21 protein-coding genes, 3 tRNA genes and 1 pseudogene are annotated in these 26,002 nt (G+C 69.3%); 11 read left to right on the top strand and 14 right to left on the bottom strand.

Annotated elements, in window-relative coordinates:
• Positions 1-24: 24 nt before the first annotated feature.
• Together ABZU43_RS00230 and ABZU43_RS00225 are read right to left on the bottom strand one after the other, a co-directional pair.
• Entirely contained in the window at positions 25-1,626 is a 1,602-nt protein-coding gene (locus ABZU43_RS00230; RefSeq protein WP_355004439.1) for a ricin-type beta-trefoil lectin domain protein, read from the bottom strand.
• A 147-nt stretch (positions 1,627-1,773) separates the two neighbouring features.
• Positions 1,774-3,924 carry a glycosyltransferase family 39 protein gene (locus ABZU43_RS00225; protein ID WP_355004438.1) on the bottom strand — a complete coding sequence of 717 codons (2,151 nt, stop codon included), beginning with the start codon at positions 3,922-3,924 and terminating at the stop codon, positions 1,774-1,776.
• A gap of 192 nt (positions 3,925-4,116) precedes the next feature.
• Between ABZU43_RS00225 and ABZU43_RS00220 the strand changes: the two genes are divergently transcribed.
• Positions 4,117-4,824 (top strand): glycosyltransferase family 2 protein, encoded by a 708-nt coding sequence (locus ABZU43_RS00220; protein ID WP_091397575.1) that lies wholly within the window; start codon positions 4,117-4,119, stop codon positions 4,822-4,824.
• Here ABZU43_RS00220 and ABZU43_RS00215 read toward each other — a convergent pair.
• Both ABZU43_RS00215 and ABZU43_RS00210 read right to left on the bottom strand, forming a co-directional pair.
• Positions 4,810-5,703: pseudogene (locus ABZU43_RS00215) on the bottom strand (transketolase). The gene ABZU43_RS00220 and the pseudogene ABZU43_RS00215 overlap by 15 nt on opposite strands.
• Positions 5,704-5,708: 5 nt before the next feature.
• On the bottom strand, positions 5,709-6,404 hold the full coding sequence (locus tag ABZU43_RS00210) for a transketolase (protein ID WP_355004437.1): 696 nt from the start codon (positions 6,402-6,404) through the stop codon (positions 5,709-5,711).
• A 47-nt stretch (positions 6,405-6,451) separates the two neighbouring features.
• Between ABZU43_RS00210 and soxR the strand changes: the two genes are divergently transcribed.
• A complete protein-coding gene (gene soxR / locus ABZU43_RS00205; RefSeq protein WP_355004436.1) occupies positions 6,452-6,925 on the top strand; it encodes a redox-sensitive transcriptional activator SoxR in 474 nt (157 codons plus the stop codon).
• 48 nt (positions 6,926-6,973) lie between these two features.
• Here soxR and ABZU43_RS00200 read toward each other — a convergent pair whose 3' ends face one another.
• The gene (locus tag ABZU43_RS00200) at positions 6,974-7,972 is read right to left on the bottom strand and encodes an NAD(P)H-quinone oxidoreductase (protein WP_355004435.1); all 999 of its coding nucleotides are present in this window, start codon (positions 7,970-7,972) and stop codon (positions 6,974-6,976) included.
• A 161-nt stretch (positions 7,973-8,133) separates the two neighbouring features.
• Here ABZU43_RS00200 and ABZU43_RS00195 point away from each other — a divergent pair.
• A tRNA-Ser gene (locus ABZU43_RS00195) sits at positions 8,134-8,220 on the top strand.
• Between the two features lie 237 nt (positions 8,221-8,457).
• On the opposite strand, the gene ABZU43_RS00190 is transcribed toward ABZU43_RS00195, so the two are convergent.
• Both ABZU43_RS00190 and ABZU43_RS00185 read right to left on the bottom strand, forming a co-directional pair.
• Positions 8,458-8,772: a hypothetical protein gene (locus ABZU43_RS00190; RefSeq protein WP_355004434.1), complete on the bottom strand. Its 315-nt coding sequence runs from the start codon at positions 8,770-8,772 to the stop codon at positions 8,458-8,460.
• A 2-nt stretch (positions 8,773-8,774) separates the two neighbouring features.
• Positions 8,775-8,996, bottom strand: coding sequence for a hypothetical protein (locus tag ABZU43_RS00185; RefSeq protein ID WP_355004433.1), 222 nt, complete (start codon positions 8,994-8,996; stop codon positions 8,775-8,777).
• A gap of 433 nt (positions 8,997-9,429) precedes the next feature.
• Between ABZU43_RS00185 and ABZU43_RS00180 the strand changes: the two genes are divergently transcribed.
• Positions 9,430-10,641, top strand: coding sequence for a helix-turn-helix transcriptional regulator (locus tag ABZU43_RS00180; RefSeq protein WP_355004432.1), 1,212 nt, complete (start codon positions 9,430-9,432; stop codon positions 10,639-10,641).
• A 492-nt stretch (positions 10,642-11,133) separates the two neighbouring features.
• On the top strand, positions 11,134-11,274 hold the full coding sequence (locus tag ABZU43_RS00175; protein WP_355004431.1) for a hypothetical protein: 141 nt from the start codon (positions 11,134-11,136) through the stop codon (positions 11,272-11,274).
• Between the two features lie 9 nt (positions 11,275-11,283).
• On the opposite strand, the gene ABZU43_RS00170 is transcribed toward ABZU43_RS00175, so the two are convergent.
• The gene (locus ABZU43_RS00170; protein ID WP_355004430.1) at positions 11,284-12,468 is read right to left on the bottom strand and encodes a low temperature requirement protein A; all 1,185 of its coding nucleotides are present in this window, start codon (positions 12,466-12,468) and stop codon (positions 11,284-11,286) included.
• A 51-nt stretch (positions 12,469-12,519) separates the two neighbouring features.
• The gene (locus tag ABZU43_RS00165) at positions 12,520-12,708 is read right to left on the bottom strand and encodes a hypothetical protein (protein ID WP_355004429.1); all 189 of its coding nucleotides are present in this window, start codon (positions 12,706-12,708) and stop codon (positions 12,520-12,522) included.
• A 109-nt stretch (positions 12,709-12,817) separates the two neighbouring features.
• Here ABZU43_RS00165 and ABZU43_RS00160 point away from each other — a divergent pair, with 109 nt between their 5' ends.
• Positions 12,818-13,360 (top strand): YbhB/YbcL family Raf kinase inhibitor-like protein, encoded by a 543-nt coding sequence (locus tag ABZU43_RS00160; RefSeq protein ID WP_354943924.1) that lies wholly within the window; start codon positions 12,818-12,820, stop codon positions 13,358-13,360.
• 137 nt (positions 13,361-13,497) lie between these two features.
• On the opposite strand, the gene ABZU43_RS00155 is transcribed toward ABZU43_RS00160, so the two are convergent.
• Positions 13,498-14,208, bottom strand: a complete 711-nt coding sequence (locus ABZU43_RS00155) for a class I SAM-dependent methyltransferase (RefSeq protein ID WP_355004428.1) — start codon at positions 14,206-14,208, stop codon at positions 13,498-13,500.
• 314 nt (positions 14,209-14,522) lie between these two features.
• Here ABZU43_RS00155 and ABZU43_RS00150 point away from each other — a divergent pair, with 314 nt between their 5' ends.
• Complete coding sequence (locus tag ABZU43_RS00150; protein WP_355004427.1) at positions 14,523-16,256, top strand: hypothetical protein; 1,734 nt, start codon at positions 14,523-14,525, stop codon at positions 16,254-16,256.
• Positions 16,257-16,277: 21 nt separating this feature from the next.
• Here ABZU43_RS00150 and ABZU43_RS00145 read toward each other — a convergent pair whose 3' ends face one another.
• Positions 16,278-17,054, bottom strand: coding sequence for a hypothetical protein (locus ABZU43_RS00145; protein WP_355004426.1), 777 nt, complete (start codon positions 17,052-17,054; stop codon positions 16,278-16,280).
• 328 nt (positions 17,055-17,382) lie between these two features.
• Between ABZU43_RS00145 and ABZU43_RS00140 the strand changes: the two genes are divergently transcribed.
• Positions 17,383-18,912, top strand: coding sequence for a peptide deformylase (locus ABZU43_RS00140; RefSeq protein WP_355004425.1), 1,530 nt, complete (start codon positions 17,383-17,385; stop codon positions 18,910-18,912).
• A 68-nt stretch (positions 18,913-18,980) separates the two neighbouring features.
• Here the strand turns inward: ABZU43_RS00140 and ABZU43_RS00135 are convergent, their stop codons facing one another.
• Positions 18,981-20,096, bottom strand: coding sequence for a globin domain-containing protein (locus ABZU43_RS00135; protein WP_355004424.1), 1,116 nt, complete (start codon positions 20,094-20,096; stop codon positions 18,981-18,983).
• A gap of 144 nt (positions 20,097-20,240) precedes the next feature.
• On the opposite strand from ABZU43_RS00135, the gene ABZU43_RS00130 reads away from it, so the two are divergent.
• Positions 20,241-21,011: a CPBP family intramembrane glutamic endopeptidase gene (locus ABZU43_RS00130; protein WP_355004423.1), complete on the top strand. Its 771-nt coding sequence runs from the start codon at positions 20,241-20,243 to the stop codon at positions 21,009-21,011.
• A 4-nt stretch (positions 21,012-21,015) separates the two neighbouring features.
• Here the strand turns inward: ABZU43_RS00130 and ABZU43_RS00125 are convergent, their stop codons facing one another.
• Complete coding sequence (locus ABZU43_RS00125; RefSeq protein WP_355004422.1) at positions 21,016-22,317, bottom strand: hypothetical protein; 1,302 nt, start codon at positions 22,315-22,317, stop codon at positions 21,016-21,018.
• A 239-nt stretch (positions 22,318-22,556) separates the two neighbouring features.
• On the opposite strand from ABZU43_RS00125, the gene ABZU43_RS00120 reads away from it, so the two are divergent.
• Both ABZU43_RS00120 and ABZU43_RS00115 read left to right on the top strand, forming a co-directional pair.
• Positions 22,557-22,647 (top strand) — tRNA-Ser (locus tag ABZU43_RS00120).
• A 35-nt stretch (positions 22,648-22,682) separates the two neighbouring features.
• Positions 22,683-22,755: transfer RNA gene (locus tag ABZU43_RS00115), tRNA-Arg, on the top strand.
• Positions 22,756-23,978: 1,223 nt separating this feature from the next.
• Here ABZU43_RS00115 and ABZU43_RS00110 read toward each other — a convergent pair.
• On the bottom strand, positions 23,979-25,763 hold the full coding sequence (locus ABZU43_RS00110) for an AIPR family protein (protein ID WP_355004421.1): 1,785 nt from the start codon (positions 25,761-25,763) through the stop codon (positions 23,979-23,981).
• Positions 25,764-26,002 lie beyond the last annotated feature (239 nt).

Below are 26,002 nucleotides of genomic sequence, written 5' to 3'. Positions count from 1 at the left end.
ACGCCAGGCCCCCCTTTCCCGGTTTCAGTAGACGCGGGAGCCGATGAAGTCGTCGTGACCGTAGCCGACCGGGTTGGCGGCGGTACGTGCCTCGAACGACCACTGCTGCCTGTTGCTGGTGGAGCAGGTGGCCAACCGCAGCCGGGGAGCGCCCGACGACGGGCTGTCGAACGCCACGCAGAGGTTGCTGGCGGCGGCCGGCCTGATCTGGTTGCCGACGAAGGCGAACTGCTGGGCGGCAGTGCCGTTGCAGTCGTAGATGTTGACCGCGGTGCCGGCCGTCATCGATCCGCCGGCGACATCGAGGCAACGGTCGTGGGAAAGCTCCGAGTGCAGCGACCGCTTGGCCGAGTCGTACCAGAAGCCCTGGTTGCGCCCGCCGTGGCAGCCGTACGACTGTTGGGCGGTGCCGTTGCGGGAGTCGTACCCCTTACCGTCGACGCAGGTGCTGGTCGCCAGGTTGCGCAACTGCTTGAACTGCATCAGGCCGGAGTAGAGCACGCCGCTGCCGGTGCTGGCCGGGTCGACGCAGGTGGCCTGGTTCTGCCCGGAGTTCCAGAACTGGGTGATGCACTGGGCGAACATGCCGTGCCCGCGCGCGTTGGGGTGGAACGACTGCCGGGCGGCGTTCTCGTTCCAGATCCCGATCTCGATGTTGAGGCCGCGTACCGAGGTGTTGTCGGTGCACACCTCGTGGCCGTGGAAGAGCCGGCTGGCGTCCAGATAACGGGTGCCGGTCTGCGCGGCCGCCGCCCGCAGCGCCGACTCGAACAGCGGCACCGCCTTGTTCCGGGCGAACGCGGCGTCGGCCAGGTAGAGCAGGCAGCCGCCGGAGTACCAGCCGGGGAAGTTCGGGTTGTCCTCCACGTCCGGGCTGGCCGGGCTCGGGTACGACATGAGCACCAGCTCGTAGTCCGTACGCAGGTAGCCGGCCCTGGTCATGGTCTGCCGGATGTCGGTGAGGGCGTCCGCAACCGCCCGGCGGCTGCCGTCGGTGCGGATCGTCCACTGGTCGGTGTAGTCGGGGTAGCAGTTGCCCTGGAGGAAGACCCGGCTGACAGCGCAGTCGGTGGCGACCGGACCGAACTGGATGGTGCCGTCGCCGTTCGCGCCGACCACCACCCAGATCAGCTTCACGTGCGTGTTGCGCGCTTTGATCCCCAGGTAGTCGCCCTGGTTGAGCTCGTTGTGCTGGGTGGGGCCGCCGGCGATGAGGTTCCACGGGGTGGCACCGGAGCAGGCGATGTTGTAGCGCGCGTCCGACGGGATGCCGGTGCGGAACACCGCCTGGTCGTACGAGCGGTCGCACCAGTTGCCGTCCTGGTGGGTGCCGGGGACGTAGTTGCCGACGCCCTCACCGGAGATCTGACTGTCGCCCATGGTGATCAGCGCGGTACGCCGTTGTTCGATCGGACGGATCGCCGGGCTGCCGTAGAGGGCGGTCGCCTCGGCGGCCCGGATGGCTTCGAGGTTGGCGGGGAGTGGTTGGACGGTTGGTCGGTCGGCTGCGGTGGCGGGGGTGGCCGGTCCGGCGAGCATCGGTAGGACGAGAGCGGCGACGGCGACGGCGACGGTGATGGCCCGTCGTCGGGTCGCGCGTTCGGGCCTGGCGGGGATTGCAGGCATCGACGCACTCCTTTCGGCTCAATCGCGGGACGTCGATTGAGTTACCAGACGGTAACGTGCGAATCAACAGATGTGAATGCGCTTCAGATCCTTGCGCGCGGAATGCAGAACCGCCCGGATCGGACTATCCGACCCCCCACGGCGGCTTTAGCGGCCCGGCGGCAGGGCGTAGCCGACGTAGCTGCGGAACTCCAGCCGCCAGCCGGCCGGGACGAGTTTGGCGCAGGCCGCCTTGTTGCCGGTGCAGACGATCGCGTCGACCGAGGCGGGATCGGCCGGCGGTCGTTCCGGCAACACCGACTGCAACGCCACCAGGTCCGGTGAGCCGCCGTCGGGCTGCCGCAGCAGCAGCCACCACGGGTACTCCCAGTTGTCGTTCTGCTGCACCAGCCCGATCCGTCGCGCACCACTGTCCTGGACCGCTGTCGCCGCCCAGCGGAACTCGTCGGCCCACTGGGGGCGGCGCAGGAACCGGGTGTCCCAGTCCGAGGTGGTGAACACCGAGCCGGAACCGACCAGCCGGCGCGGGAAGCCGTACGACAGTGCGAGCACTCCGGCCAGCGCCGAGGTGGCCAGCACGGTGACGGCCGCCACGGCGGCAACAGTTCGACGCCCACCCGCGCGGTTGCGCAGGAGAGCGTCCAGCCAGAGGCCGGCGAGGGGCGTGGCGAGCACGACGGCGTAGAGCAGCAGCCGGTTGCCCCACGGCTGCCACTTGATCATCGCGGTGTGCAGCAGCACGGCGGTCAGCACCACCACGGCGTACGCCCGCAGCGACCCCGCCCGCTCGGAAGTGATCCGCCGTGGTCGGGCGAGCGCGATCACCGCACCGATCACCGCCAACGCCCCGGCCAGCGGGAACGCCACCCGGTCCTCGTCCGGATACCAGGCCGGCTCCGGGAACAGCTCCCGCCCGAAGGTGATCGCGCGGTCCTGCGGGTCGACCCCGATCGCCTCGGCGCCGCTGATGATCACTTCGGCTCCGGCCCGACGCAGCGGTGCCAGCGGCGTGTCGAATGCGGTGTGCCCGATCCGCAGCGCGTTGACCACTATCGACGCCGGGTCGTGCCGTTCCATGGGGATGGACTCGCGCAGCCGGGGCGGCCCCAGCGGGTGCCCGAACTCGGCGGTCACCCGGGCCAGGAAGGGGCCGACCACCACGGCAGCGACCACCAGGATCAGCACCGAACCGCCGACAGTGCGGGCCAACCCACCGATCGGCCAGGCCCGCCGACCCCCGGCAGGCGCTGTCGGGCCTGCCAGCGCCGATCGATCGGCTCGGGCCAGCCTCAACTGAGCCAGGCCCCAGAGCACCAGCAGCGGGCCGACCGCGATCAGGCCGCTGGTCTTGGTCACCGCGGTCAACCCGGTGGCCGCCCCCAGCCCGAGCAGCGTGCCCCAGCCGGTCCGTCGACTCAGCCCGTCCAGCGTCAGGGTCGCCGCGCAGGCCACCCACGCCGCGCAGATCAGGTCGGTCTGGGTGCTGGTCGCCTGGAGCACGACCATCGGCGTGGTCGCCAGCACGAACGTGGTGAGCAACTGGGCCCGCCGGCCGCCGCCGAGCTGCGCGGTGATCCGTGCGGCCACCAGGAGGCAGACCACTCCGGCCGCCCACTGCACCAGGTTGTGCAGGTGGTCCCCGCCGGTGAGCAGGCGCAGGTGCAGCAGCAGGTACTCGGCTCCGGGCGGAATGGTCACCTGCCGGTGGATGGCGGTGGGCCAGAAGTCCAGGTCGCCCTGGGCCACCCAGTGCTCCACCTTCGGCAGGTGGTACGTCTGCGAGTCGAAGTTGTTCGGCTCGGCCAGCAGCGCGACCAGCAGCTCCACCAGGACCAGCCCGCCGACCGTGCCGGCGAGGAGCCGCTCACCCGGCCGGGCCGTACGCCACGCCTCGACCGCTGCACCACGAAGGTCAGCGAACCCCCGAGCAGCCCGGATCGGCGCGGGGCCGGGCTCACCGCGCTCGGCGGCCGGGGCGGACACGTCGGGTCCGCCACCGGACACCACAGCGCCGACCGGGACCGGCTGCGGTGCGGTGCTGACTGCCGGCGCAGCGCTGACCGGCACCGGTGCGGCGGCGCTCGGCTGCCCGGGGCGGGTCGCCCGTCGCCAGCGCAGACCGACCGCCGCCGCGGCTGCGACCAGCAGAAGCAGCCAGGCAACTGTGAAAGCGCCTCGGGTCAGCGCATGCGACGCGCCGAGCACCTCGACGACGAGCACCGCGTACGCCCCGCTGAGCAGAACGGCGCGCACCACGGCGAGCCGCAGCGGTGCCACCGCGCCAGCCTCTCGTGGCATCGCCGCGACGATGAGCAAAAGCACCGCGGCGGCAGGAACCACCGCGAGCAGGGAGCCGGCAGCCGACATGGCGGAAGTAAACACCATTGATCTGAGGCCGCCGCGTCGACTGCCCAGCGGTAGCGGTACGCGGTAAACAAACCAACCAGGTTAGGCTATGGCCGACGTGTTGCCGCCACCGTGGAGATCCCCGTGAAGCTCTCGATCCTCATGCCGGTCTACAACGAGGAAGAACGCATCGCGGATGCCCTCAAGCAGGCATTGGCGGTTGACTATCCGTGTGAGATCGAGTTGGTCGTCGTCGACGACGGCAGCCGCGACGGCACCGGCGAGGTCCTCGGTCGCGCCGACGACGCGCGCCTTCGGGTCATCACCCACCAGCGCAACGCCGGCAAGGGTGCCGCCATCAAGACGGCGGTCGACAGCGCGGAGGGTGACTACATGGTCATCCTCGACGCCGACCTGGAGTACGACCCGCAGGACATCCCCAAGCTGCTCGACCCGGTGCTCGACGGCCGGGCCACTGTGGTCTACGGCAATCGCACCTTCGGCAGCCACAGCGCCTACAGCTTCTGGTACGTGATGGGCAACAAGGGCGTCACGATGGCGGCCAACGTGCTGTTCAACTCGTACATCGGCGACCTGGAGACCTGCTTCAAGCTGATGCCGGTGGCGCTCTACCGGTCGCTCGGGGTGCGCTCGCGCGGCTTCGGCATGGAGGCCGAGGTGACCGGCAAGCTGCTGCGTCGCCGGATCCGGCCGTACGAGGTGCCGATCAGCTACCGGGCACGCGGCCGGGAAGAGGGCAAGAAGATCACCTGGAAGGACGGCGTCGAGGCGATCTGGATCCTCGGGCGCGAGCGCGCTCGCCGCCGCCCCGCCGTCTCAGCCGCCAACTGACCCCAGGAACGCGCTGATCGACCGCCGCAGGCCGTCGGCGTCCAGCCCGTGCCACCGGGCGTGGTCGGCCGGATCGCCGTACCGTCGCAGGTCGGTCTGACCCACCCCGAGGGCGAGCAGCCGGTGCGGCACGTCCGCCAGGGCCCGGCTGACGAGAGAGCTCGACGTTCCCGCCAGGTACGGCTCGACCAACACCACGTCGGTGTTGGCGAGCGCCCGCAGCCCGGGCGTGTCGAGCGGCCGGGGTGTGTGGGTGTACGCCACTGTCACGTCCATTCCCTCCGTCGCCGCCACTGTGGGGTCGAGCATCGGTCCGACCGCCACCACGAGGGGCGCATTCGTCGGGCCCCGCCGGAGCACCCGTAGCCGGGTGGCGTCCGGGTACGCCTCGGCGTTGCGCTGCTCGCAGAGCCGCAGGTAGATCGGATCGTCGGTGGTCGCGGCGTTGCGCAGCAGCGGCCCCACCTCGTCCGGGTGGCCGGGCACCCGGACGGTCCAGCCGTCACCGAGGGAGTCGAAGAGCGCCACGTCTCCGGGCGACTGATGGGTGCGACCCTCAGCCGACCCGTCGTACGACGCGCCGATGCTGACCAGGACGGCGCCCACGCCCTGGTGGTCCAGATCCAACTTGATCTGCTCGTACGCCCGGTCCACCAGGAACGTCGCCTACGAGTGCGCGATCGGACGCAGCCCGGTCAGGGCCAGCCCGCCGGCCACCCCGATCATCAGTTGCTCCCGGATCCCGACATTGAGCACCCGGTCCGGGTGGCGGTGGCCGGCTGGGGCGAACTGGCTCGCCGAGATGTCGGCCAGCACCAGCGCGGTACGCGGGTCCTCGTCGAGGAGCGCTGTGGCGGTGTCGATGAAGGCGGTACGCATGTCGGTCATCCCTTGCTCCCGATGCGGGCGACCACCAGGTGCGGGTGTCGTGGTCGGTGCCCGGTCAGTGCCGTGTACAGGGCTTCGTGGTTCCGGCCGTCGACGGTGTCGGCTGTCCAACCGTTGACGGTGAACCGGCCGGCGATGCCACCGGCCCACCCGTGGCTGGCCGACGCGTTGTCGACCACGACAGCGGTGAGGCTCTCGAGGCCGGTCGCTCCGGCGTACGCGATCGCCTCGTGGTTGGATCCCTCGTCCAGTTCGGCGTCGCCGAGCAGCACGTACACCCGGGGGTTGAGCAGCCCCTGGGCGCGCAGGCCGAGCGCGGTGCCGACGGCCAGCCCGAGGCCGTGCCCGAGGGAGCCGGAGCCGATTTCGACCCCGGGCACCAGGAGTCGGTCCGGGTGGTGGCCGAGCCGGCTCTCCGGTCCGGCCAGGTCGTCGAGCCAGGCGTCCGGGATGAAGCCGTGCGCGGCGAGCACCGCGTAGTAGGCGGCCGGTCCGTGGCCCTTGGAGAGCAGGAATCGGTCCCGCTCCGGGTCGTCGGCGGTGTCGGGGGTGACCCGCAGCACCCGGTCGTAGAGCACCTGGAGCACGTCAACGGTGGAGTGCGCGCTCGGCGCGTGTTTCTCGTCGCCGGTCAGTCGTCGGATCAGCCCGGGCAGTCGGGCGCTGCTGTCGGTGGTCAGTGTGGTGGCCATGCCACTACTGTGTTAGTTGAAGTGGACTTCAACTCAAGGACCTGGGGATGCCGGATTCATTGACGATCGGTGAGCTGTCCGCCCGCTCCGGGGTGGCGCCGTCGGCGCTGCGCTACTACGAGCGACTCGGGCTGATCCGCGCCGACCGCACCGGCGGCAACCAGCGCCGGTACGCCCGCGCAGAGCTGCGGCGGGTCGCCTTCATCCGGATCTCCCAGCAGGTCGGCGTCTCGCTCGACGAGATCCGGGAGGCACTCGACTCGCTCCCCGAGGCCCGCACGCCGAGCCCGCAGGACTGGGCGCGGCTGTCGGCGAGCTGGCGCAGCCGGCTGGACGAGCGGATCCGGCTGCTCACCAGGCTCCGCGACGACCTGGACGGCTGCATCGGCTGCGGCTGCCTGTCCCTGCAGCGCTGCACGTTGAACAACCCGGAGGACGCGCTGGCCGGCGAGGGCCCGGGCGCCCGACTGGTGCTGCCCCGACCGACCGTCGACCCGACGCCGGCCAGCTCGCTCAACTGACGGCCGGGCCGGTCAGGTCGCTGAGGCGCGCCGACCCGGCCGGCCCGCTCAGCTGACGGCCGACCCTCCGCCCGGCGGGCGGGTGAGCAGCACCTTGCCGAAGTGGTCGTTCGACTCGACGAGCCGGTGCGCCTGCGCCGCCTCGGTCATCGGCAGCCGCCGGTCCACGATCGGCCGGATCCGGCCCGCCTCGACCAATGGCCACACCTCGTCCCGTACGCCCTGGACGATCTCCGCCTTCTCGGCGAGCGGACGGGACCGTAGCGACGTCGCGGCGACGCTGGCCCGCCTGGCCAGCAGCGCGCCGAGATCCAGCTCGGCCTTGCGCCCGCCCTGCATCCCGATCACCACGAGCCGACCGCCGGTGGCCAGCGCGGAGACGTTCCGCCCCAGGTAGGACCCACCCATGATGTCGAGGATGACGTCGACACCGCGCCCGTCGGTGATCCGCCGGACCTCCTCGACGAAGTCCTGCTCCCGGTAGTCGATGACGTGCGCCGCGCCCAGCTCACGCAGCCGGGTGTGCTTGGCCTCCCGCGCGGTGGTCAGCACTGTCACGCCGAGGGCCGCCCCGAACTGGATGGCGAAGGTGCCGATCCCGCTGCCGCCACCGTGCACCAGCAGCGTGTCGCCCCCGCCGAGCCGCGCCACCTGGACCAGGTTCGACCAGACCGTGCAGGCCACCTCGGGCAGCGCCGCCGCGTCGACCGGGTCGCAGGCCGGCACCGGCAGCAACTGCCCGGCGGGGACCGCGACCCGCTCCGCGTACCCGCCGCCGGCCAGCAGCGCGCAGACCTGCTGCCCGACCGCCCACCCGGCGACCTCCGCGCCAACCTCCGTGATCACCCCAGAGCATTCCAACCCGGGGTACGCGGGCACGCCCGGCGGCGGCGGGTAGTGCCCCTGCCGTTGCAGCAGGTCAGCGCGGTTCACCCCACTGGCCCGCACGTCCACGATCACCTCGTCCGGGCCCGGCTCCGGGTCGGGCACCTCGGCCCACACCAGCGCGTCAGGTCCACCGGGCTCCGGAATCGTGATGGCTCGCATGGGCCCAGTCTTCCCGATCTTCCCGGGTGCCGCAGGCGCACCGTCCAGCCCACAGTGGACACGGCAGACCGCCTGGCCGGCGTACCGGGGAGGGACGCCGGGCCGCCCGGAGCGAGCCGTGGCAGACTATGCGTGGCCGTACGCCCACGGGTGACGGTCAAGGAGGGTTCGCCTAGTGGCCGATGGCGCTGGTCTTGAAAACCGGTAAGGCAGCGATGTCTTCGTGGGTTCGAATCCCACACCCTCCGCCTGCTGGTGATCTACGTTGACGCAGCTCAGCCCTCGTTTCCCGACGGGGGCTGAATGCTGGTGGGGGTACTACTCTGCGCCGTTGCCATTGATGGATCGAAGCGCGGCGATGGCTGGGTCTGCTCATCGTGTGCGTTGGTCTCAGCGGGAGGACGGCCGTAGCACCACCCGATGTGTCGGTAGACGACGAAGCGCCCCCAGCCATCACAGCCGAGGGCGCATAGTTGGGCGTTAGATCATGCCTCTTGCAGCTCCCGCAGGTTGCGGTCGGTCGCTACGTACTGCGGCCAGTCGTCAGTGTGGCACTCGGCCGCGTGTAGAGCTGTACGGATCTGGACCAGCAGGGCGTTGGCGGCGCTCTCGAAGTCAGGGGCCTCGATGCTCGTGGCGAACTCGACCGTGCGGTCAGCGAGACTCGCGGCCATTTGCACCTCGTGCTCCAGTTCGTCCAGGTGCTCTTGGACGGCGTCGAGGAAGTCTTCATACTGCGCGTCAGTCCCGTGAGGGTCGCTTTCGAGCGTCATCTGGATCGCGATGCGATGCTGCCGCATGATCAACCTTTCTCCCAGCATGTAGCCCGCTTGAGCTGCCCGATCAGGTCTCTCAAGTAGTTCGCCCCCGAGGGGGTGCACTTCACGGTCTTCCAGTGCTTCTCCGGACAGGGGCAGTACATCTTGAAGTAGCTCTTCCCACCGCCGGTGATTCTCCAGTCCTTGCGCTCGGCGTCCTGGAGAACGTCCTCAAGTTCTTTGTACCTGTGCTTGGGGCGTGACACTTGGTAAACGCTCCTTGCCTCTTGAGGTTACATACCCAGAAGATCGACTAACAGGCGCGCTCGGTCACAGCCACATCAACGGGATCAGGCCGAGACTGAGCACGGTATGGGACAGCTGCGGCGAAACGCCCCACTCGGGTCGTCAATGCGACAGTCCAGGAGTTCGTAGGCATAGCGCGAAGCGCCCCCGGCCGGTATGACCGGGGGCGCTTCCGTGTGTCGTTGGTGGCGGTCACCTCCCGCACCCTCCGCCAATCCGAACGCCGAGCTTGATCCACTCGGCTTCCCGGAAGCCGGGGTGTTCGGTGCTCAGGAATACGCCGACACCAGTGAATGCGAGTGAATCAACTACCGCAGCGAGTAGGCATCGACGAGTGCCTCCTCGCGGCGTACGGTCGGGGTACACGATGTACCCAATACGGCGAGGTGCCTCATGGCGGATCAGCAACCCACCCCTGGCCAGCGCGTCGAGCGGCTTCGTCGAGCCGCCGGCCTTTCTCGCGAGCAACTCGCCGGCCTTGCCGCTCTGTCACCGACGACCATCAAGTTCGTCGAGAACGGACGCCGAAGCCTGACCTTGCGAGCCGCCCAGCAGATCGCTCCGCACCTCGGCGTGCGTGACCTCGGTGATCTGTTCGGGCCACAGGTGACCCTGTCATTGGACGGCCGACCTAGTCACCCCGCCATCGGCGATGTCCGTCGCGCGCTGACCGCCTGGCACATCACCGTCTCCGGTGAACCAGAGTCCCCCGACTACTTGCGCGGTGCCGTCGACTCGGCGTGGCAGACCTGGCACACCTCTCGGCACCAACGCACCGAGGTGAGCGTTCTCCTGCCCGGTCTGCTCGATGCGACTCAGCGAGCGGCCCGGCTGCACACCGGCGACGACCGGCGTGCCAGCCTCGCTTTGCTCGCCCAGGCGCATCACCTCGCGCAGGCTTACCTTGCCTGGCACGGCGACCGCGAGCTGTGTTGGCTGACCGTCGACCGTGGCATGACCGCGGCCCTCGACGCCGACGATCCTCTCGCCATCGCCCAGTCCACCTGGTACGCGGCTCATCTGCTGCGGGCCGTCGGTCGCGGCGACGAGGCGTTGGAGCGGTTGCAGGAGGCTCGCGGTCTGATCGAGCCCCGAGTCGCCGATGGCGGGAGTGAGTGGGCCGAGATGCTGGCCGACCTGCACCTGTGCACCGCGCTTACCCGGGCCCGTACCGGTGATCAGGGTGCCTGGTCGGACTGGGACGCCGCTCGCCGGGTGGTCGAGCAGGCCCTGCCGGCCGGCTTCGTCGGCCTGCGCACCCGGGTTTCGCGGCCGTTGGTAGACGTGTATGCGGTGATGTGCGCGGTCGACCTGGGCGATCCCGACGAGGCGCAACGGCGGGCGCACTCCCTTGATCCGGCGTCGATCCCGTCGACCGAACGGCGGGGCCGGCATTACGTCGAGCTTGCCCGCTCTGCCGACCTGGAAGGGGCGCGGGAGGCGACGCTTCACCTGCTGGGCCTCGCGGAGTCCACCTCTCCCGAGACGGTCCGATACTCGCCGGCAGCTCAGGAGTTGGCAGGCCGGTTGGCCCGGGAGGCACCGGCGGCAATCCGCGCCGAGGCGGTCCAGTTGGAGAGCCGGATCGCGGTGCCAGACCTGTAGGGGTACCTCCTGTCGCTGGGTACGCTGCGTACCCTTCGCGCACGTCGTTGCTGCCTAGCGTGTCCTCACGAATGCAGTGGGTGTGCGGCCTCGCCCGAATTTGGGCGATGACCGCTACCCCCTGAGACGGGAGGGCACCGCGATGATGTGGCCGTTCAACCTGCTCCGTCGGCGAGGCAAGCGACCGGCGGTTTGTGCGCCGCTGAGTGCCACCGGTCCGGCGATACAACGGGCAGAGCAGGAAGCCGCCCGGGCACGGTTGCTGGCTCAAGCCCGCCACCGATCCACCGAGCATGGTGATGACGGGGCCGGCCGATGATGGGTGAGGTCCCCACCACCGCAAGAGCGGCTGTGCAAGCCCGATCGGCGCAGGGTCAACGGGCAGCCGCTGTCTTGCCGAGCCGCCTGGCCGACCAACACATCCCCCGACGGCCCGAATGGGTCTGCGGTAGTTGCGAGCAGGACACTCCGTGGCCCTGCGCTCCAGCCCGGGTGCGCCTGTCCGAGGCGTACGGCCGGGATCGGATCGGGCTGTCTATGTACCTGGGCAGTCTGCACGCGGTCGTGGTCATGGAGTTGCCCGCCATCCCCGCTGGTGAACTGTTCGAGCGTTTCGTGAGCTGGGCGCGTTGAACAGCACCGTCAGGCGCTGGTCGATGCGGATCGCCTGGTCCACGCCTCGTAGCTGAGCAGGATGACGAGGAACCCGGTGAGCAGGCCCAGAGCGGCCAGACCGGGCAGGTAACGGCCGACGGGAAGTAGCAGCAGCGCCACAGCGGGGGCGAGAAACTGCTCGGGTCGTACGCACCGGACGCTGAGTGCCAGGAACGTCGCCCGGCCCGCGAGGTACAGGGCGGTCCCGCCGAACAGTGCGACAGCCGGGATCCAGTGCAGGGTTTCGTGCGACTTCCCGTGCGCCATGCCGGCGAGCACCTCTTCGACTCCCAGCGCCACGTAGATGGTTCCCGCCAGCAGCGGGAGGTGGGCGACGCTGTAGGCGTTGCCGGCCACGAAGCCCCGGTGCAGTCCGGAGTCCGTCGTCAGTGCGTTCCCGGCGCTCGACGCGCTGGGGAAGTACAGCCAGTACAGGCAACCAGTGACGGTGAGCGTGAGCAGCGCCGCCAGGAGGCTCGGCCAGTGGATCATCTGAGTCCCGACGCCGGCGCCGACCGAGATCAGGGACTCTCCGAGCGCGATGATCACCACCAGGCCGTGCCGCTCCGCGAAGTGGCCGGGGCTGCGTACCGGCCACCCGCCGACCAGCAGGGCGAGCACCCCACCGCCCATGTCGATGATGAGCGCCGCCGCCCAGAGCAGGATCTGCGCGGTGCCGCCGAACACCGCGCCGAGGACGAGCGGGATCCAGGACAGCGCTGTGGTGAGGGCGTAGAGCCGAACGGTTCTGAGTCGCCGGGGGTCGTCCACCGACACCCAGTAGAAGAGAACGAACTGGGTCGACCGCACCACGAGGTACGCCAGCACCAGGATCAGCCGCGGTGTCCTCGTACCCCTGCCGGTTTCCCAGGCTTCGGGGAGGACCAACGCGATGAGGAAGACGGCTGCCATCGCCACGGCGATGCCGACCCGGATCAACCCGACGTCGAGCCGGACGTAGTTGCCCAGCCAGGCATAGACGAGCCAGGAGTTCCACAGCAGCATGAGGACGAGCAGGCCCTGCACCAGGGTCACCGACGACTGTCGCTCGCTCATGAACGTGGTGACCCGGATGAGCCCGAAGACGAGCACCAGGTCGAAGAAGACCTCGAACAGCGTCGGTCGATGAGTCTCCGCGGTGACCACCGGCCGGGACCGGAAGATCCGCCACATCAGATCATCTTGTCTGTTCGTCCCGGAGGGTTCCGGCGTCCGGCCTCCCGGTCACTCCGGCGGGTCGATGGTTCGCCGCTCCCGGCGGATCGTCTCCTCGGCCAGTCGCTCCACCGCGCGTCGGCGGTCGTCGGCGATGGCTCGTTCGTCCCGGCGGCGGAACGCGGTGAGGACGGCTACCGCGAAGTCCCGCCAGATGCCGGCCACGATGTCCCCCTGCGGAACGTTGCCCGAACTCAACCGTAGCTCTGCGAAACCACAGTCGGTCAGCGCGTGCTTCCGGTCGTCGGGAGGGCCGCGGCGGGGTAAGAAGGGGTGGTATCTCCGCACATCGGAAGGACGCGTCCCCATGACCCTGGAACGACCGATCGCCCCGGACCCGTACGAGCTGCTGCCGACGCTGCCCTCGTTCACGCTGACGAGCGACGACGTGCAGAACGGCGAGCCGATGGACGCCCGGCACGCGCATGGCAGCACCGGGGGTGACAATGTCTCACCGCAGCTGGCCTGGTCGGACTTTCCCGCCGAGACGAAGAGCTTCACGGTGACCTGCTACGACCCGGACGCGCCGACGGGCAGCGGTTTCTGGCACTGGGTGCTGGTGAACGTGCCGGTCGACGTCACCCAACTGCCCACCGGCGCTGGTGGCGCGGCGGGCACCGACCTCGGCGGGGCGTTCTCGGTCCGCAACGACTACGGCGAGCAGGGGTACGGCGGGGCGGCTCCGCCGGCCGGCGACCGCCCGCACCGGTACGTCTTCGCGGTGCACGCCCTGGACGTCGACCGCCTGGACCTGACCCCGGACGCCACCCCCGCCTACGTCGGCTTCAACCTGACGTTCCACACCCTGGCCCGAGCGGTGATCCGCCCGACGTACCAGATCAAGGACTAACCCCGGAGCCGCCGAGTCTCGTCGATCATGGAGTTGTGGTGGGTGACAAAACGCCCGGCAAGCACCAAGCCGGGCACCACAAGTCCATGATCGACTGGGCAGGCTGGTCCTGCTGCAGGACCAGCGCGGGGGCTGGGTCAGGCTGGGACGCGGGCTACGGCGAAGACGGACTGGCCGAACGGCGGGAGGACGAGCTGCTCGGCGGCCTTGGTGGCGGGCAGGACGAGGGTGTCGTACACCTTGACCATCGGGCCCTCCTTCGGCATCAGCCGGAAGACCTTGGTGGCCATGAAGTAGCCGATCAGCCCGAGCGCGTTGGCGTAGTGCATCTTCTCGATGGTCAGACCGGCCTCGGTCATCGCCGCCCCGAGCGTCTTCTTCGTGTAGCGGCGGACGTGCCCGGTGGCGATGTCGGCCGGGCCCATCGCGAACTGGAACGCGGGCACGATGATGATCACGGCGCCGCCGGGTCGGACCAGGTCGCGCATGCTCTGTAGCGCGCCCACGTGGTCCTCGATGTGCTCCAGGACGTTGTACGAGACGGCCGCGCTGTAGTCGCCCCGGTCGTTGTGCGGCAGCAGCATCTGCCGGACGTCGACGTTCGGACGGTCGGCGAGGCGCTCCTTGAGCTGCAGCAGCCGGTCCGGGTCGGCCTCGGTGGCGGTGAACCGTGGCAGCCGCTCGGACCATTCCAGCGCGTAGTCACCGAGACCGCTGCCGATTTCGATCGGGTCGTCGCCGAGGTACGGCACGGCCAGTTCGATGAACCAGCGACGGTGGTTGACAGCGGTTGCCAGGCCTTCCAGCACCTCGGACTGCACGCGCTGGTCCCCAGTGATTTCTGCCATGCGTCGATTCCTCACGGTATGAACTCGACCCGTGCCTGGACCGACAGAGTGAATCATCCGCTGGGACGGCGAAAGAATCGGGGCATCGGGGTGGCCGAATTGTGGTCGGGGGGTGGGTTCGTGATCGGCGGTCGGCGAACCCGGCACATAGTACGGCAGTACCCCGAAACATGTCACGGCGCTGCCAGGCGCTGACTACCCTATGAATTGTCATGACTACTCCCGAACCGGACGTGCCCAGCGGCGACCGCAGCCCGGCCGCCGCGCCGTCGGCGGAGGGGGCTTCCGGTGCCGATCGGCCTACCCGTAGGGGGATGTGGGCCGATCTGACCGCCGTGCTGAGCTTCGTGGTGCTCGGCTTCTGGGTCACCTGTCGACTCTGGCTGGACCCGGACAGCGATGTGCGGGACAACCAGTCGGATCAGTCGCAGTTTGAATGGATGATGGCGCACGGTGCGCGAGTAGTCACGCACTTTGCGTATCCGTTTCATTCCAATCAGATGAACGTGCCCGACGGCGTCAATCTGATGGCCAATACGTCCGTATTATCCATTTCATTGCCAATGACGCCGATCACCCTGCTGTTCGGGCCGCGAGCGTCATTTCTGGTCTTCCTGACCGCCGGCATGATTGCCACCGCCACGGCCTGGTATTTCCTGCTCTCCCGGGTCCTGATCGGCAGTCGGGGGCCGGCGTGGCTCGCCGCCGGCTTCTGCGCGTTCGCGCCGGCCATGGTGTCCCACGCCAATGGGCACCCGAACATCGTGTCGCAGTTCGTCGTCCCGTTGATCATTTGGCGCACGCTACGACTCGGTGAACCGGGTCGCTGGCTGCGCAACGGGATCCTTCTCGCGCTGGTCATCGTCTGGCAGGCGTTCCTCAACCTGGAAATCCTGCTGATGACCGCGATCGGGCTCGGCGTGGTCGTCGGCGTGCTCGCCCTCGGCCGCGCGGATCTACGGCCGCGGGCCCGATCCTTCCTCGCCGGGCTGGCCGTCGCGGCCGGGGTCGCCGGGCTCCTGCTCGCGTACCCCCTGTACGTCCAGTTCTTCGGACCGGGCGCGTACTCCGGGCTGTCCCGCCTGATCCGCGGCTACTCCAGCGACGTGGCCTCGTTCCTCGCGTACTCCCGGGAGTCGCTGGCCGGTAGCGCGCGCACCGCCGCGGGCCTGGCCAAGAACCCGACCGAGGAGAACAGCTTCTTCGGGTGGGGCCTTGTGGTGCTGGTGATCGCCCTGGTCTGGTGGCTGCGCCGGTCGATCGTGGTGCTCGCGCTGGCCGCGCTCGGGTTGCTCTTCGCGGTACTCTCGCTGGGGCGGGAGGTCCGCTTCGACAACCGGGGTACGGGTGTGCCGGGCCCCTGGGCGGCGCTGGAGAACCTGCCCATCCTGCACTCGGTGGTGCCGACACGCTGGGCGTTGGCGATCACTCCGATCATCGGGCTGCTGCTCGCCTACGGCGCCGAACGTGCCCGCGAGTTGGCCCATGCGCACCCGGCCGCTCGGGGGCAGATCCGCTTCGTCACCGCCACAGTGCTCACGATGGCCCTGTTGCCGATCGTCCCCACCCCGCTGCCCGTGGCCCGCCCCGATCCGGTCCCCAGCTTCGTGACCAGTGGGGCGTGGCGGCCGTACGTGGCCGGTGGGCGCAGTGTGGTGACCCTGCCGCTGCCGGACACCACCTACGCCGAGCCGCTGCGCTGGTCCGCGACGACCCGGCTGGACATGCCGTTGGCCCGTGGCTACTTCCTCGGCCCGGACACGCGTCCGGACGCCGATCCGCCGAAGGTCGCGTTGTTCGGTGCGACCCCCCGCCCCACCAGCAGCTTCTTCACCACCATCCGGCGCACCGGGGCGGTGCCGCCGATCACGCCGCAGAGCCGGGTCCGAGCGGTCGACGACCTGCGCTACTGGCGGGCCGGGGTGGTCATCCTCGGGCCACACGAGCACGAGACCGCGCTGCGCCGGGGCATGACCGAGCTGACCGGGATCGAACCGGTCTTCGCCGGCGGCGTGTGGGTGTGGGACGTCCGGCCGTTGACCGACTGAGCGATACCGCCCCGGTCCGGCCTAGCGGACGCAGCAGCCCTGGCAGACCTTCGGGCGGGGCAGGGTGAAGGCGAGGCAGCAGGTGTGGCGCTGCACTGTCGGCTCACCGGTCGGCCCCGGCACCAGCTCGATCAGGTCGGCCAGGTCGAGTGCGCCCAGCAGGGTGTCGATGCTCTGGACTGAGGAGCCGGGCAGGGCGTCCGCAGCCCGCAGGATGCCGTGCGCGATGCCGGAGGCGACCGAGCCGAGCAGCGTCCGGGTGCCCACGCGGACCTCGGACTGGATCGCCGTGATGAGCGGCGCCAGGTGGGCGTCGAGCAGGGACGCGCGCAGCGCGGCCAGCAGCTCCGCCTCGTCGGCGACGACCCGCACCTCCGGCAGGCCGGTCAGCGCCAGCGGGTCGTTCGGCAGCACCGCCACCGTGGTGCCCCGGCGCAGGCCCATGGTGAGCAGCTGCCGATGGTCCTCGAAATGGATCAGCAGGTCGGCCGGGTCGAGCAGTGGCACCCGGCGGGCGGAGGCCCAGCCGAGCACGACCGGCAGGGCGGCCCAGTAGCTGTAGGACTTCCAGGCGAGCGCCGCGCAGGCGTGCGGGGTGCCGCCCCAGCGGACGGCCGCGCCGTTCAGCAACTCGGGCAGTCGGCTGCCATCGATCAGGGTGGTGGCGGGCGCCCAGCCGAGCTCGTCGTCGACCAGCAGGCCCCGGGCGAGGCCGGGCAGGTCATCGGTGCCGAACATGGCCCGGAGCGCAGCGGTGACGGGGGCGAGCGGCGTGGTGGCGGTCTCGCGCCGTGGCATCACCGCTGTCACCTGAGTCGTCCCCTGTCTGTCTGACCGAGGAGTGCGCCCCGGCGGACGAACCAGTGCCGTCCTGAGCTAAGGCTAGCCTAACCAAGCCCGTGGCCGTAAGGGAAGCCTCACCTTGGTCACATCCCGGACGTCCAGGTCACCCCCGTGTTCGGCGGGAGTAGTGCTTCGGCTACTACCCGGAGTCCCTGCTGGGAAACGCCGCCGCACGATCGACGGCCATCGGTGAATTGTCAAGCGGTGTGTCGAAAACATGCCACTTGCGTGTGTGCCCGCGCACGGAACGTGAAAACTTATAGCCCCGGCCACGAGGAAGCTGATGACTACCTCACCCCTCGAACGGGCTGCCGACTCCTTCGCGGCCGAACTCGCCCGGCAACGGACCGGGCGAGGGCTGTCCAAGAAGCAACTGGCCGTCCTGATGGGGTTCGACCCGTCCTACGTGAGCCACGTCGAGGGGCGCCGGCACCGCCCGACCGAGGACTTCGCCCGCCGCGCGGAGGCCGTCCTGGAGGCGAGCGGCGCGATCTGGCAGCGCTTCCGGGAGTACGACGACCTTCGGCACGCCCGGGCGGGTCATCCGCACCGCGAGTCGTACCTGCCAGGCCAGTGGCTGCCACCGGGCACCGGGCTGGTCGTGGAACGGGAGCTGGCCACCCTCACCCACACCGACGACGGCTACCGGTGCGTCATCCACCGTGAGCTCTACAACGCCGGCACCGAGCCGGTCACCCGCTACCTGGTCCGGGTCGCCGTCGACCGCTACCCGAACGACCCCGGCCGCTCCAACCGGCACCACCGGGAGCACCCCCTCACCTTCGCCGAGTTGCAGATACAGGCCCGTCGAGACGACGGTGGCGGAGACCCGGAGCCGATGCACTGGCGAGCCAAGCACGATCGGGACGCGTTCAAGGAGATCTGGCTGCTCTTCGAGAACGGGGAGCGACGCTTCCCCCTCTACCCGGGCGACCGGGCCACCATCGAGTACGCGTACAGCGTCGGCCACGAGAAGTGGGGCCCCTGGTTCCAGCGGGCCGTCCGACTGCCCACCCGCCAGCTCGCCGTACGCCTGGATCTGCCCGCTGCCCTCGACCCGCAGGTCTGGGGCGTGGAGACCTCGCTCAGCGCGGAGGAGGGCCCGCTGCGGACGGCGCCGCAGCGTCACGACGAGGGCGACCGGGTGATCTACGACTGGCAGACCGACGACCCCCCGTTGAACGCCCGCTACCGGATGCAGTGGCGGTTCCGTGCCCGTCCGGAGACCGAACCGGACATCGGCCCCGGCGCCGCCCGGGTCCGACCCAGCGACCGGATGCGCGGCCTCGGCATCGTGCAACGCGGAGACGACCTGCTCCGCCAGCGGGCCCGCCCGTTCGACCTGCCCGCTGAGGAACATGTCGCCCGGGACGTGGTCGACCGGCTCGTCATGGCCCTGGCCCGGCTCGACGAGCTGCACCCGTTCAGCAAGGGTGTTGGTGTCGCCGCCCCGCAGTTCGGCATCGGCCGCGCGGCGGCCGTGGTACGGCCGCCCGACCGGTCGGCGGAGCCGGTCGTGCTGCTCAACCCGCGCGTGGTCGACGCCGACCCGGAGACGGACGAGCAGTACGAGGGCTGCCTCTCCTTCTTCGACCACCGAGGTCTGGTGCCCCGGCCGCTACGCCTGGACGTGGAACACGCCCAGTGGGACGGCAGCCGGATCATCACGTCGTTCGAATTCGGCATGGCCCGGCTGGTCGCACACGAGATCGACCACCTGGAAGGCAGGCTCTACGTCGACCGGATGGCGCCGGGCGTGCCCCTGGTGCCGGTCGAGGAGTACCGCGAGGCCGGGCGTCCCTGGCGCTACTGACCAGGAAGGCACCGGGGCGCGTGCCCCAGGGGGCAGGGGCACGCGCCCCGGTGTGGGGGGAGGAACGTCTAGAGGTCGCCGAAGGTGTCGTAGCGGATGTTCGGCGGCGGCACGTTGTCGGCGGCCAGCACCCGCAGGGTGGACCGGACCATCCGGGCGGCACCGGAGACGAAGCAGTCGTGCGTGGTCCACGGGCCGTACCGGGCCACCACCTCCGGGATCTCGCCCTGCTCGCCGTCGAAGTCCGGATCCTCACTGCACGCCGCGGTGACCGACAACCACGGGTGTGCGGCCACCAACTCCTGCAACCCGTCCAGGCCGTACAGGTCGGCCGCCTGCCGGGCACCGTAGAAGACGTGCACCCACCGGGTCCGGTTGAAGGTGGCCAACTCCTCCACCAGCGCCTTGATCGGCGCCAGCCCGACGCCGCCGGCCACGCAGAGGATGTCCCGTTCCGAGGCGCGGTCCACTGTCATCGACCCCATCGGCGCCGCCAGGCGGAGCAGGTCACCCGGCCGCACCCGCCGCACCAGGGCACCGGACACCCAGCCGGCCCCCGGAGACCGCACGTGGAACTCCAGCACGTTGTCGTCGTTCGGGGCGTTCGCCACCGAGTAGTTGCGCCACACCCGGGGGTGGTAGCGCGGCACCTCCAGGCTCACGTACTGCCCCGCCTGCCAGCGCAGCGGATGCTGCAACGCCCGGCAGGTCAGCACGGCGGTGTCCGGGCCGTACCGCTCGTGGGTCAGCACCTCGGCGTGCCAGAACGGCGGGTCGTCGTCGGAGGCGGCACCGGCCACCATCAGGGCGGCGATCGCCGCGTACGCCTCCCGCCACGCCTGGTCGTACTCCAGGTTCCAGCCGTCGCCGGCGGTGCTGCGCAGCGCGTCCAGCAGCGCGACGCCCATCGTGGCGTAGTGCCGCTCGTCGACGTGGTACTTGCGGTGGTCGCGGCCCAGCGCCCGGAGGAACTCGTCGAAGCTCTCCGGGTCGTCCACAGTGTGGATCGCCGTGATGATCGCTTCGAGTAGGCGGTCGCCCTGGCCGGTCATCTGCACCGGGAAGAGTTGCCGCAGGGCGGGGTCGAGCAGGAACAGCCGAGCGTAGAAGTGACCGCTCAGCCGGACCCGGTCGTCCTCGACCAGGGCCCAGCTCTCCTTCAGCAACCGCGCGAGGTTGTCCACTGACGCTCCTTCTCCAGACGGCAACGGATCGGGCGCTCATAGAATCTCCACGGAGCGTGTCGACTGGTCGCACAGAATGTGCGATCGGCTCACGGTGGCCGGTCGGCCATGTCACGGGTGCCGTACGTCGGGCAGAGTGGTGCGGTGACCGTTGAGCTGACCCGCCCGGTGTCCCGCCGACTGCTGGGCACCGAGACGCTGCTGGTCCTCGGCCTCTCCCTCGGCCAGTCCGCGATCTACGCGGTGGTCTCGATCATCGCGAAGTTGACCGCCGACGGTCCGCTCTCCAAGCAGACCGCCTCGCTGAACACCTCGGCGTCGGCCCGCCCCTGGCTGGACCTCACCTACCAACTGCTCGGCATCGTGTTCGCGCTGCTGCCGGTGCTTCTCGCCGTACACCTGCTCACCCGTGACCCCGGCGACCCGGCGCGGACCCTCGGCCTGGACGCACGGCGGCCCGGCCAGGACGTGGCGCGCGGCGCCGGCCTGGCGGCGCTCATCGGCCTACCCGGGTTGGCGCTGTTCTGGGTGGCGGCCCACCTGGGCCTCAACGCCACGCTGGTGCCGGCCGCGCTGCCGGACATCTGGTGGACGGTTCCGGTGCTGATCCTCGCCGCCGTGCAGAACGCCGTGCTGGAAGAGGTGATCGTGGTCGGTTACCTGGTCACCCGGCTGCGTCAGCTCCAGTGGCGGCTGGCCGCGATCATCGCGGCCAGCGCGCTGCTGCGCGGCTCGTACCACCTCTACCAGGGCTTCGGCGCGTTCGTCGGCAACGCGATCATGGGCGTCGTGTTCAGCCTCTTCTACCTGCGCACCCGGCGGGTGATGCCGTTGATCATCGCGCACACACTGCTCGACGTGTTCGCGTTCGTCGGCTACGCGCTGCTGCCCCGGGAGTGGTTCGACTGGCTCTGACCCGTCAGCGCCGGTCGGGTCGGTAGACGGCCACCGTCCGGGCCGCGAGCCGGTCGGCCGCCGCCGCGTCACCCAATGCCGCCGCGAGCACCGCCGCGCCCGGCAGCAACCGGGCCACCAGCCGCAACGCCACCCAACCACCGGCCTGAGCCGTGAGCGGCGCGGCCAACCGCCAGGCCGCCTCCGCCGCCCGCGGCCACGCCCCCTCGACCGGGTCACCAGCGCTTTCGGCGGCGGCCAGAGCCGCCACCGCGCTCGCCCGATCCGGGTGCACCTGGGTCAGCACCAGCAGGTCGACGGCCCGGTCGGGATGCGTCGGATCCTTGCCGTACGCCGCGGCCAGGTGCAGCACCAGCTCCGAGTGCGTCCACAGCACCGCCGCCAATTCGGCCAGCGGCGCGAAGAAGCCGGCCAGCGCGGCGGTGGCCCCACCCGCACCCGCCGAGCGGACGAACCGTCGGGCCGCCAACCGGGCCAGGCCGTCCGCCGAGGCATCCGGGTACCTGTCGCGCAACCCAGCGGCCCATCCGGCCGCGCCGGGCCCGAAGGTCCGCACCGCGGCAAGAGCCAACAGCTCCGGTGCGAAGCCAGGGTGGTCGAGCACGCGCGCGGCGACCGCGCGCAGCTCCGATTCGGGGGTACGCCCCAGAGCCGGCTCAACCTGCCGCACGGCGGGGTCTGCCGGGGTCAGCTGCTGCTCGGTGGGTGCCGTCTGCGGCCTGACCACGGGTTCGGGGGCGGGCGTTGTCGGCGGGATGCTCTTGGTCGGCGGGGTGCTCTTTCGTGGGGTGGCCGCGCGCCTGGTGGTCTTCGCGGGTCTGGCCGGGGCCGCTGGCGTGGTGGTGCTCGCGGTGGTGGTCTGCGCTTCGGTGGAGGTCTGCGGTTGGGTGGTGCTCGCGGTCTCGGTGGTGCTCGCCGCGTTGGTGGTACTCGCGGCCTTTGTGGGTTTTGCGGCGCGCTTGCGGGGCGTCGGCGTGGCCGGGGTCACCTCGGCGGGCGTGTCGGCTGCCTGTCGATGGTCAGCCCTGCGAACAGGGGCGCTCCGAGCCTTCGGCGGTGTCGATGCGAGGCCGGTTGCTGGGCTCGGTTGGTCGCCGGTCGGCTGCTCCGAGTGCTCCGGCTGCTCGGCGTTGGTGTCGGTGGTCAGTTCGGCCGGCGCTCGCCGAGGCTGTCGAGGCAGCGGGCGGTCCGGCTCGGGCGGTTGGAAGAGCACCGCCGGGGCGGCCTTGGCCCGGCGAGGACGCTGGCTCGCCGGAGCCGCAGCCGGCGGGACCGGTTCCACCGTCCCGGTGGGCTCCTCGGCCACGACCGGCGGCGTGAACGTGGCCCGTGGAGAGCGGCTACGCGCTCGTTCAGCAGGCTCTCGACGGGTCGACTCGCTGGGCGGCTGCTCCTGCATATCGATGGAGCGTAGTCCCGATCACGCCGCCGCACAGCGTGGAAACACGGGGGCGGACGGACCCCGGTGGGCGTACCCCGGAAGTCGTTTTGCTCCCGGTGGGTGGTGACCTGTATCCTCGGGCGCGGTGGTCTGAGGATCACCGGGGAGACTTCGCCTAGTCTGGTCTATGGCGCCGCACTGCTAATGCGGTTGGGGTCTTAAAGCCCCTCCCGGGTTCGAATCCCGGAGTCTCCGCGCGAAAGCCAGGTGTGTATGCTGGCTGAGCACGAGCGCCCGTAGCTCAATGGATAGAGCATCTGACTACGGATCAGAAGGTTAGGGGTTCGAGTCCCTTCGGGCGCACACGCTGAGCAGGGAAAATGCCCTCCGGATATCGACCGGGGGGCATTTTTGCGTGCCACTTGGATGGCACGCCTGACGCTGGGGTCAGTGGACCGTCACATACAGTTGACCGAAGGTGCGTCTGGCGATGGTGACCGCCTGGTCTTCCAGGTCTGGGGCTTGACTCACGGCGACGCGCGGGCTCCTAGCAGCTTTCCCCGACGGATCTTGACGAGCTAGAACGGATGCTGGCGGCCGCGGTGGCGGCACCGAGGACTTCGACCAGGCCCGCCGCTCGGCCCATGGGCTCGGCTTGTTCATCCGCTCACTGGTCGGACTCGATAGGGAGGCCGCCACGGAGGTGTTCGCCGATTCCTGAGCAGCCGGACGATCGACGCGAACCAGATCAACTTCGTGAACCTGATCATCGCTCACCTGACCCAAAACGGGGGCCATTGAGCCCGAGCGGCTCTACGATTCTCCGTTCAGCGACATCGCCCCGCACGGGCCGGACTCGATCTTCCCGTCCTCCGAGTAGACCGCCTGATCACGATCCTTCACTCGGTCCGCGACACCGCCACTTCGGCGACGGCGGTGGCCTAACTACACGCGGAGGCGCCGTCCTTCCCACTGGCTGAGTCGCGATCTTGACATGACCGCGGCGTGTGCAGCTGTCTATGTTGCACATAGTCTGTCGAGAAACTCACCTCTAGAAGAGGGGGGACGATGGCTCGTCCTGCCAAGCCTCCGCAGACCTACATCGCGGACTGTCTCGACTGCAACCACCACTGGGTGTCTCGCGCCGGATTCGGCGTTCCAGGTCAGTGCCCGAAGTGTCGAAGCCTCCGAATCACCTTGCGACCAACCTGAGCACCACGAGGCAGGTGGGTGTCGGATCATGACGTTAGATGAGCCGATAACCAACTGGATCGACCAGGCCGAGGTGGAGTACAAGCCCCAACCGTCGACGACGGTGCTCTCGGTGCGGCTGAGCCCTGCCCACCTTGCGTGGGTATTCGACGAGGCCGACCGCCATGCTGTCCAAGCAGCGGGGGTGATCGTCGCCCTGGTGAGCCACCGGCTTCGGACCGCCTGGGATCGCCAAGCAGGGCAACGGTCCGGGATGGTCAGCGGGCCGGCGTGCCCGAGTTGGGTTATCTGGCAACGAGGCTAGATCGGAAGATCAGCGCGAGTCCGCCGTGTCCAGGAGCTCGCGGGCGTCGGTCGTCTGAAGCTCCCTTGCCCTACGAAAAACGCTTGAGCAGGCGCTCGACGAAGTCAGGCCCCTTGGTAGTCCTGTCGTGCGATATCCCCAGCAGGTGCTCGACGAAGTCAGGCCCCTTGGCGATCTTGTCGAGCGAGTTCCCCGTGCGGCGTTCGTGTGCAGCAAACTCGCCGCGAAGGAAGGCCAAGGTCGCCGGTAGGTCTGCGTCTGCCAGCGGGGTGCCAGCCGAGGCCAAGCGGCTGAGCTGCTTCGGAGACCGTACGGGCTGGCCCACGAGCTTCGCCGTTGCCACCATAGCCAAATGGAAGCGGTAGTTATTGCGCTCAGGCACGCTTACGCCGGCAGTCTCCGACGCCAGGAAAGCGTCGATCTCCTTCTGAGCCCGGGCGACCCAGAGATAGATCTCCACCGGGATTTCCTTGGAGAAGATCCGCTTGTACTCTTCGTCACGCTTCAGCAGGCTAGAAGGTCGGGCACGGGAGTTGTCGGGGCGGCTCAGCCCCATGGCCATAACCGCCTGCGCAAGCAGGGAGATGCTCACGATCCGTTCGGCGCTGCGGCCGCTGTTGCGGTAAAAATTCTTCCGGCGGTCGTAGTACCAGTCGTGTCCGAGGAAGTACGCCTCAATGTCGCGCTGGATGTTGTCGGTGGCCCGCAGCGAGGCGGCTGGCACCGACGTTTGGCGGTTGGTGGCGCGGATGACGAGATCCCGGGTAGCCAGGTCGTCGCCCGTCACCAGGATGCGGACTAGCACTGAGCGGTCGAGGGCAGGATGACTTTCAGATGCCGTGCGCAAGAAGTTGAAGATGGTGTGCGAAGACTGCAGCCCGTTGACTACCTGGACATCGTCTAAAGAATAAGTCTTGCCGACTGCGGTTGCCTTGGAGCAGACGATAGTTACTCCGTTGTTGAGCCACCAAAATTCAGGGCCTTCGGGGTCTTCCAGCGAGGCCCGGATCTCCCGGTTTACCTCAACGTCGCCTTGATAGTCGCGGACGTTCCAGTCGAAGATGTGCCGTCGGAGTTGGCCGTCCTCATCCTTAAGGAAGGCCATGTAATCGCGGAGCTTAACCAGAGCAACGTGGCTGTTGCCGCTGGTCGCGTTTTCCTGGTAGGTCAGCTCGGTCGTGTATGACGCGACGGTATTCGCCCGTCGCCATAGCTCGGCCGCCCCGAGGAACTCGACGTGGCCCTTCGCGCCGGATATGACGCTAGCGAGTTGGGTCTCCAGGTCGCGTGCCTTGATCTCGACCTTGGTGTTGATCGAGTTTTGGCCGGTGGCCCGACCACGGGTGGCATACACGAAGTGGATTTCCACCTGGGGATGCCGTGTGGCTAGGGCCCGGAGGGCCTTTCGGAAGAATCCGGTTCGCGAGACGGTGCCTGAGGAGTAGAGCTTGAGGAGATCATCTTCGTTCTCCGCGAGGCTCAGTAACCGCGCGAGCGCAGCTGCAGCCTTGTCGATGGCCGTCTCGGTGAACGAGGTCTCCCGCTTGGCCTGTACCAACCAGAGTTGCAGCTTGACGCCCCGTGGCAGCTTGCTCGATGAGAATCCGGCCTGCAGCACATCGCTATCCTCGGAGAGGAGCATTCCATCGACGAATACGTAGATCGCGTCGATGGCGCCGTCGTTGCTGCCTCCGATGACTCCCTCGGCGACTTCCTCTGCGGATAGTTGCCGGGTTACGAGCGCCTGTTCCGCTGCGAACAGTTCGAAGGCTTCATCGTCGCGGATCGGGACCGATCGTTCGGCCTGTCGCTGGACCAGAACTTGATCGAGCAGCACCTGTTCGTTGTCGGCCACGCACGAAGTGTAGGGGAAGCCTCTCGTCCCCGCGATCCTGAGCGGGCATCTGTCTTTTGCCTGCTATCCGACCGATTAGTGGAAATCTCAACCTAACCGAGAGGGCTGTTGCGCCCTCCGGGCAGAGAGTGTGCCGGCCGGTCATCGGGGCGTGCGACCCGGCAGTACTTCGACACGAGTCAGGCGTGCCACTTGAGTGGCACCTTGCAGGAGTGAAGCGTGTTCGGGCGTCACGTTCC

Origin of the sequence: Micromonospora sp. NPDC005205 (assembly GCF_040608275.1) — a bacterium.
Classification (GTDB): Bacteria; Actinomycetota; Actinomycetes; order Mycobacteriales; family Micromonosporaceae; genus Micromonospora.
This window is presented reverse-complemented; position numbering and strand designations above follow the sequence as displayed.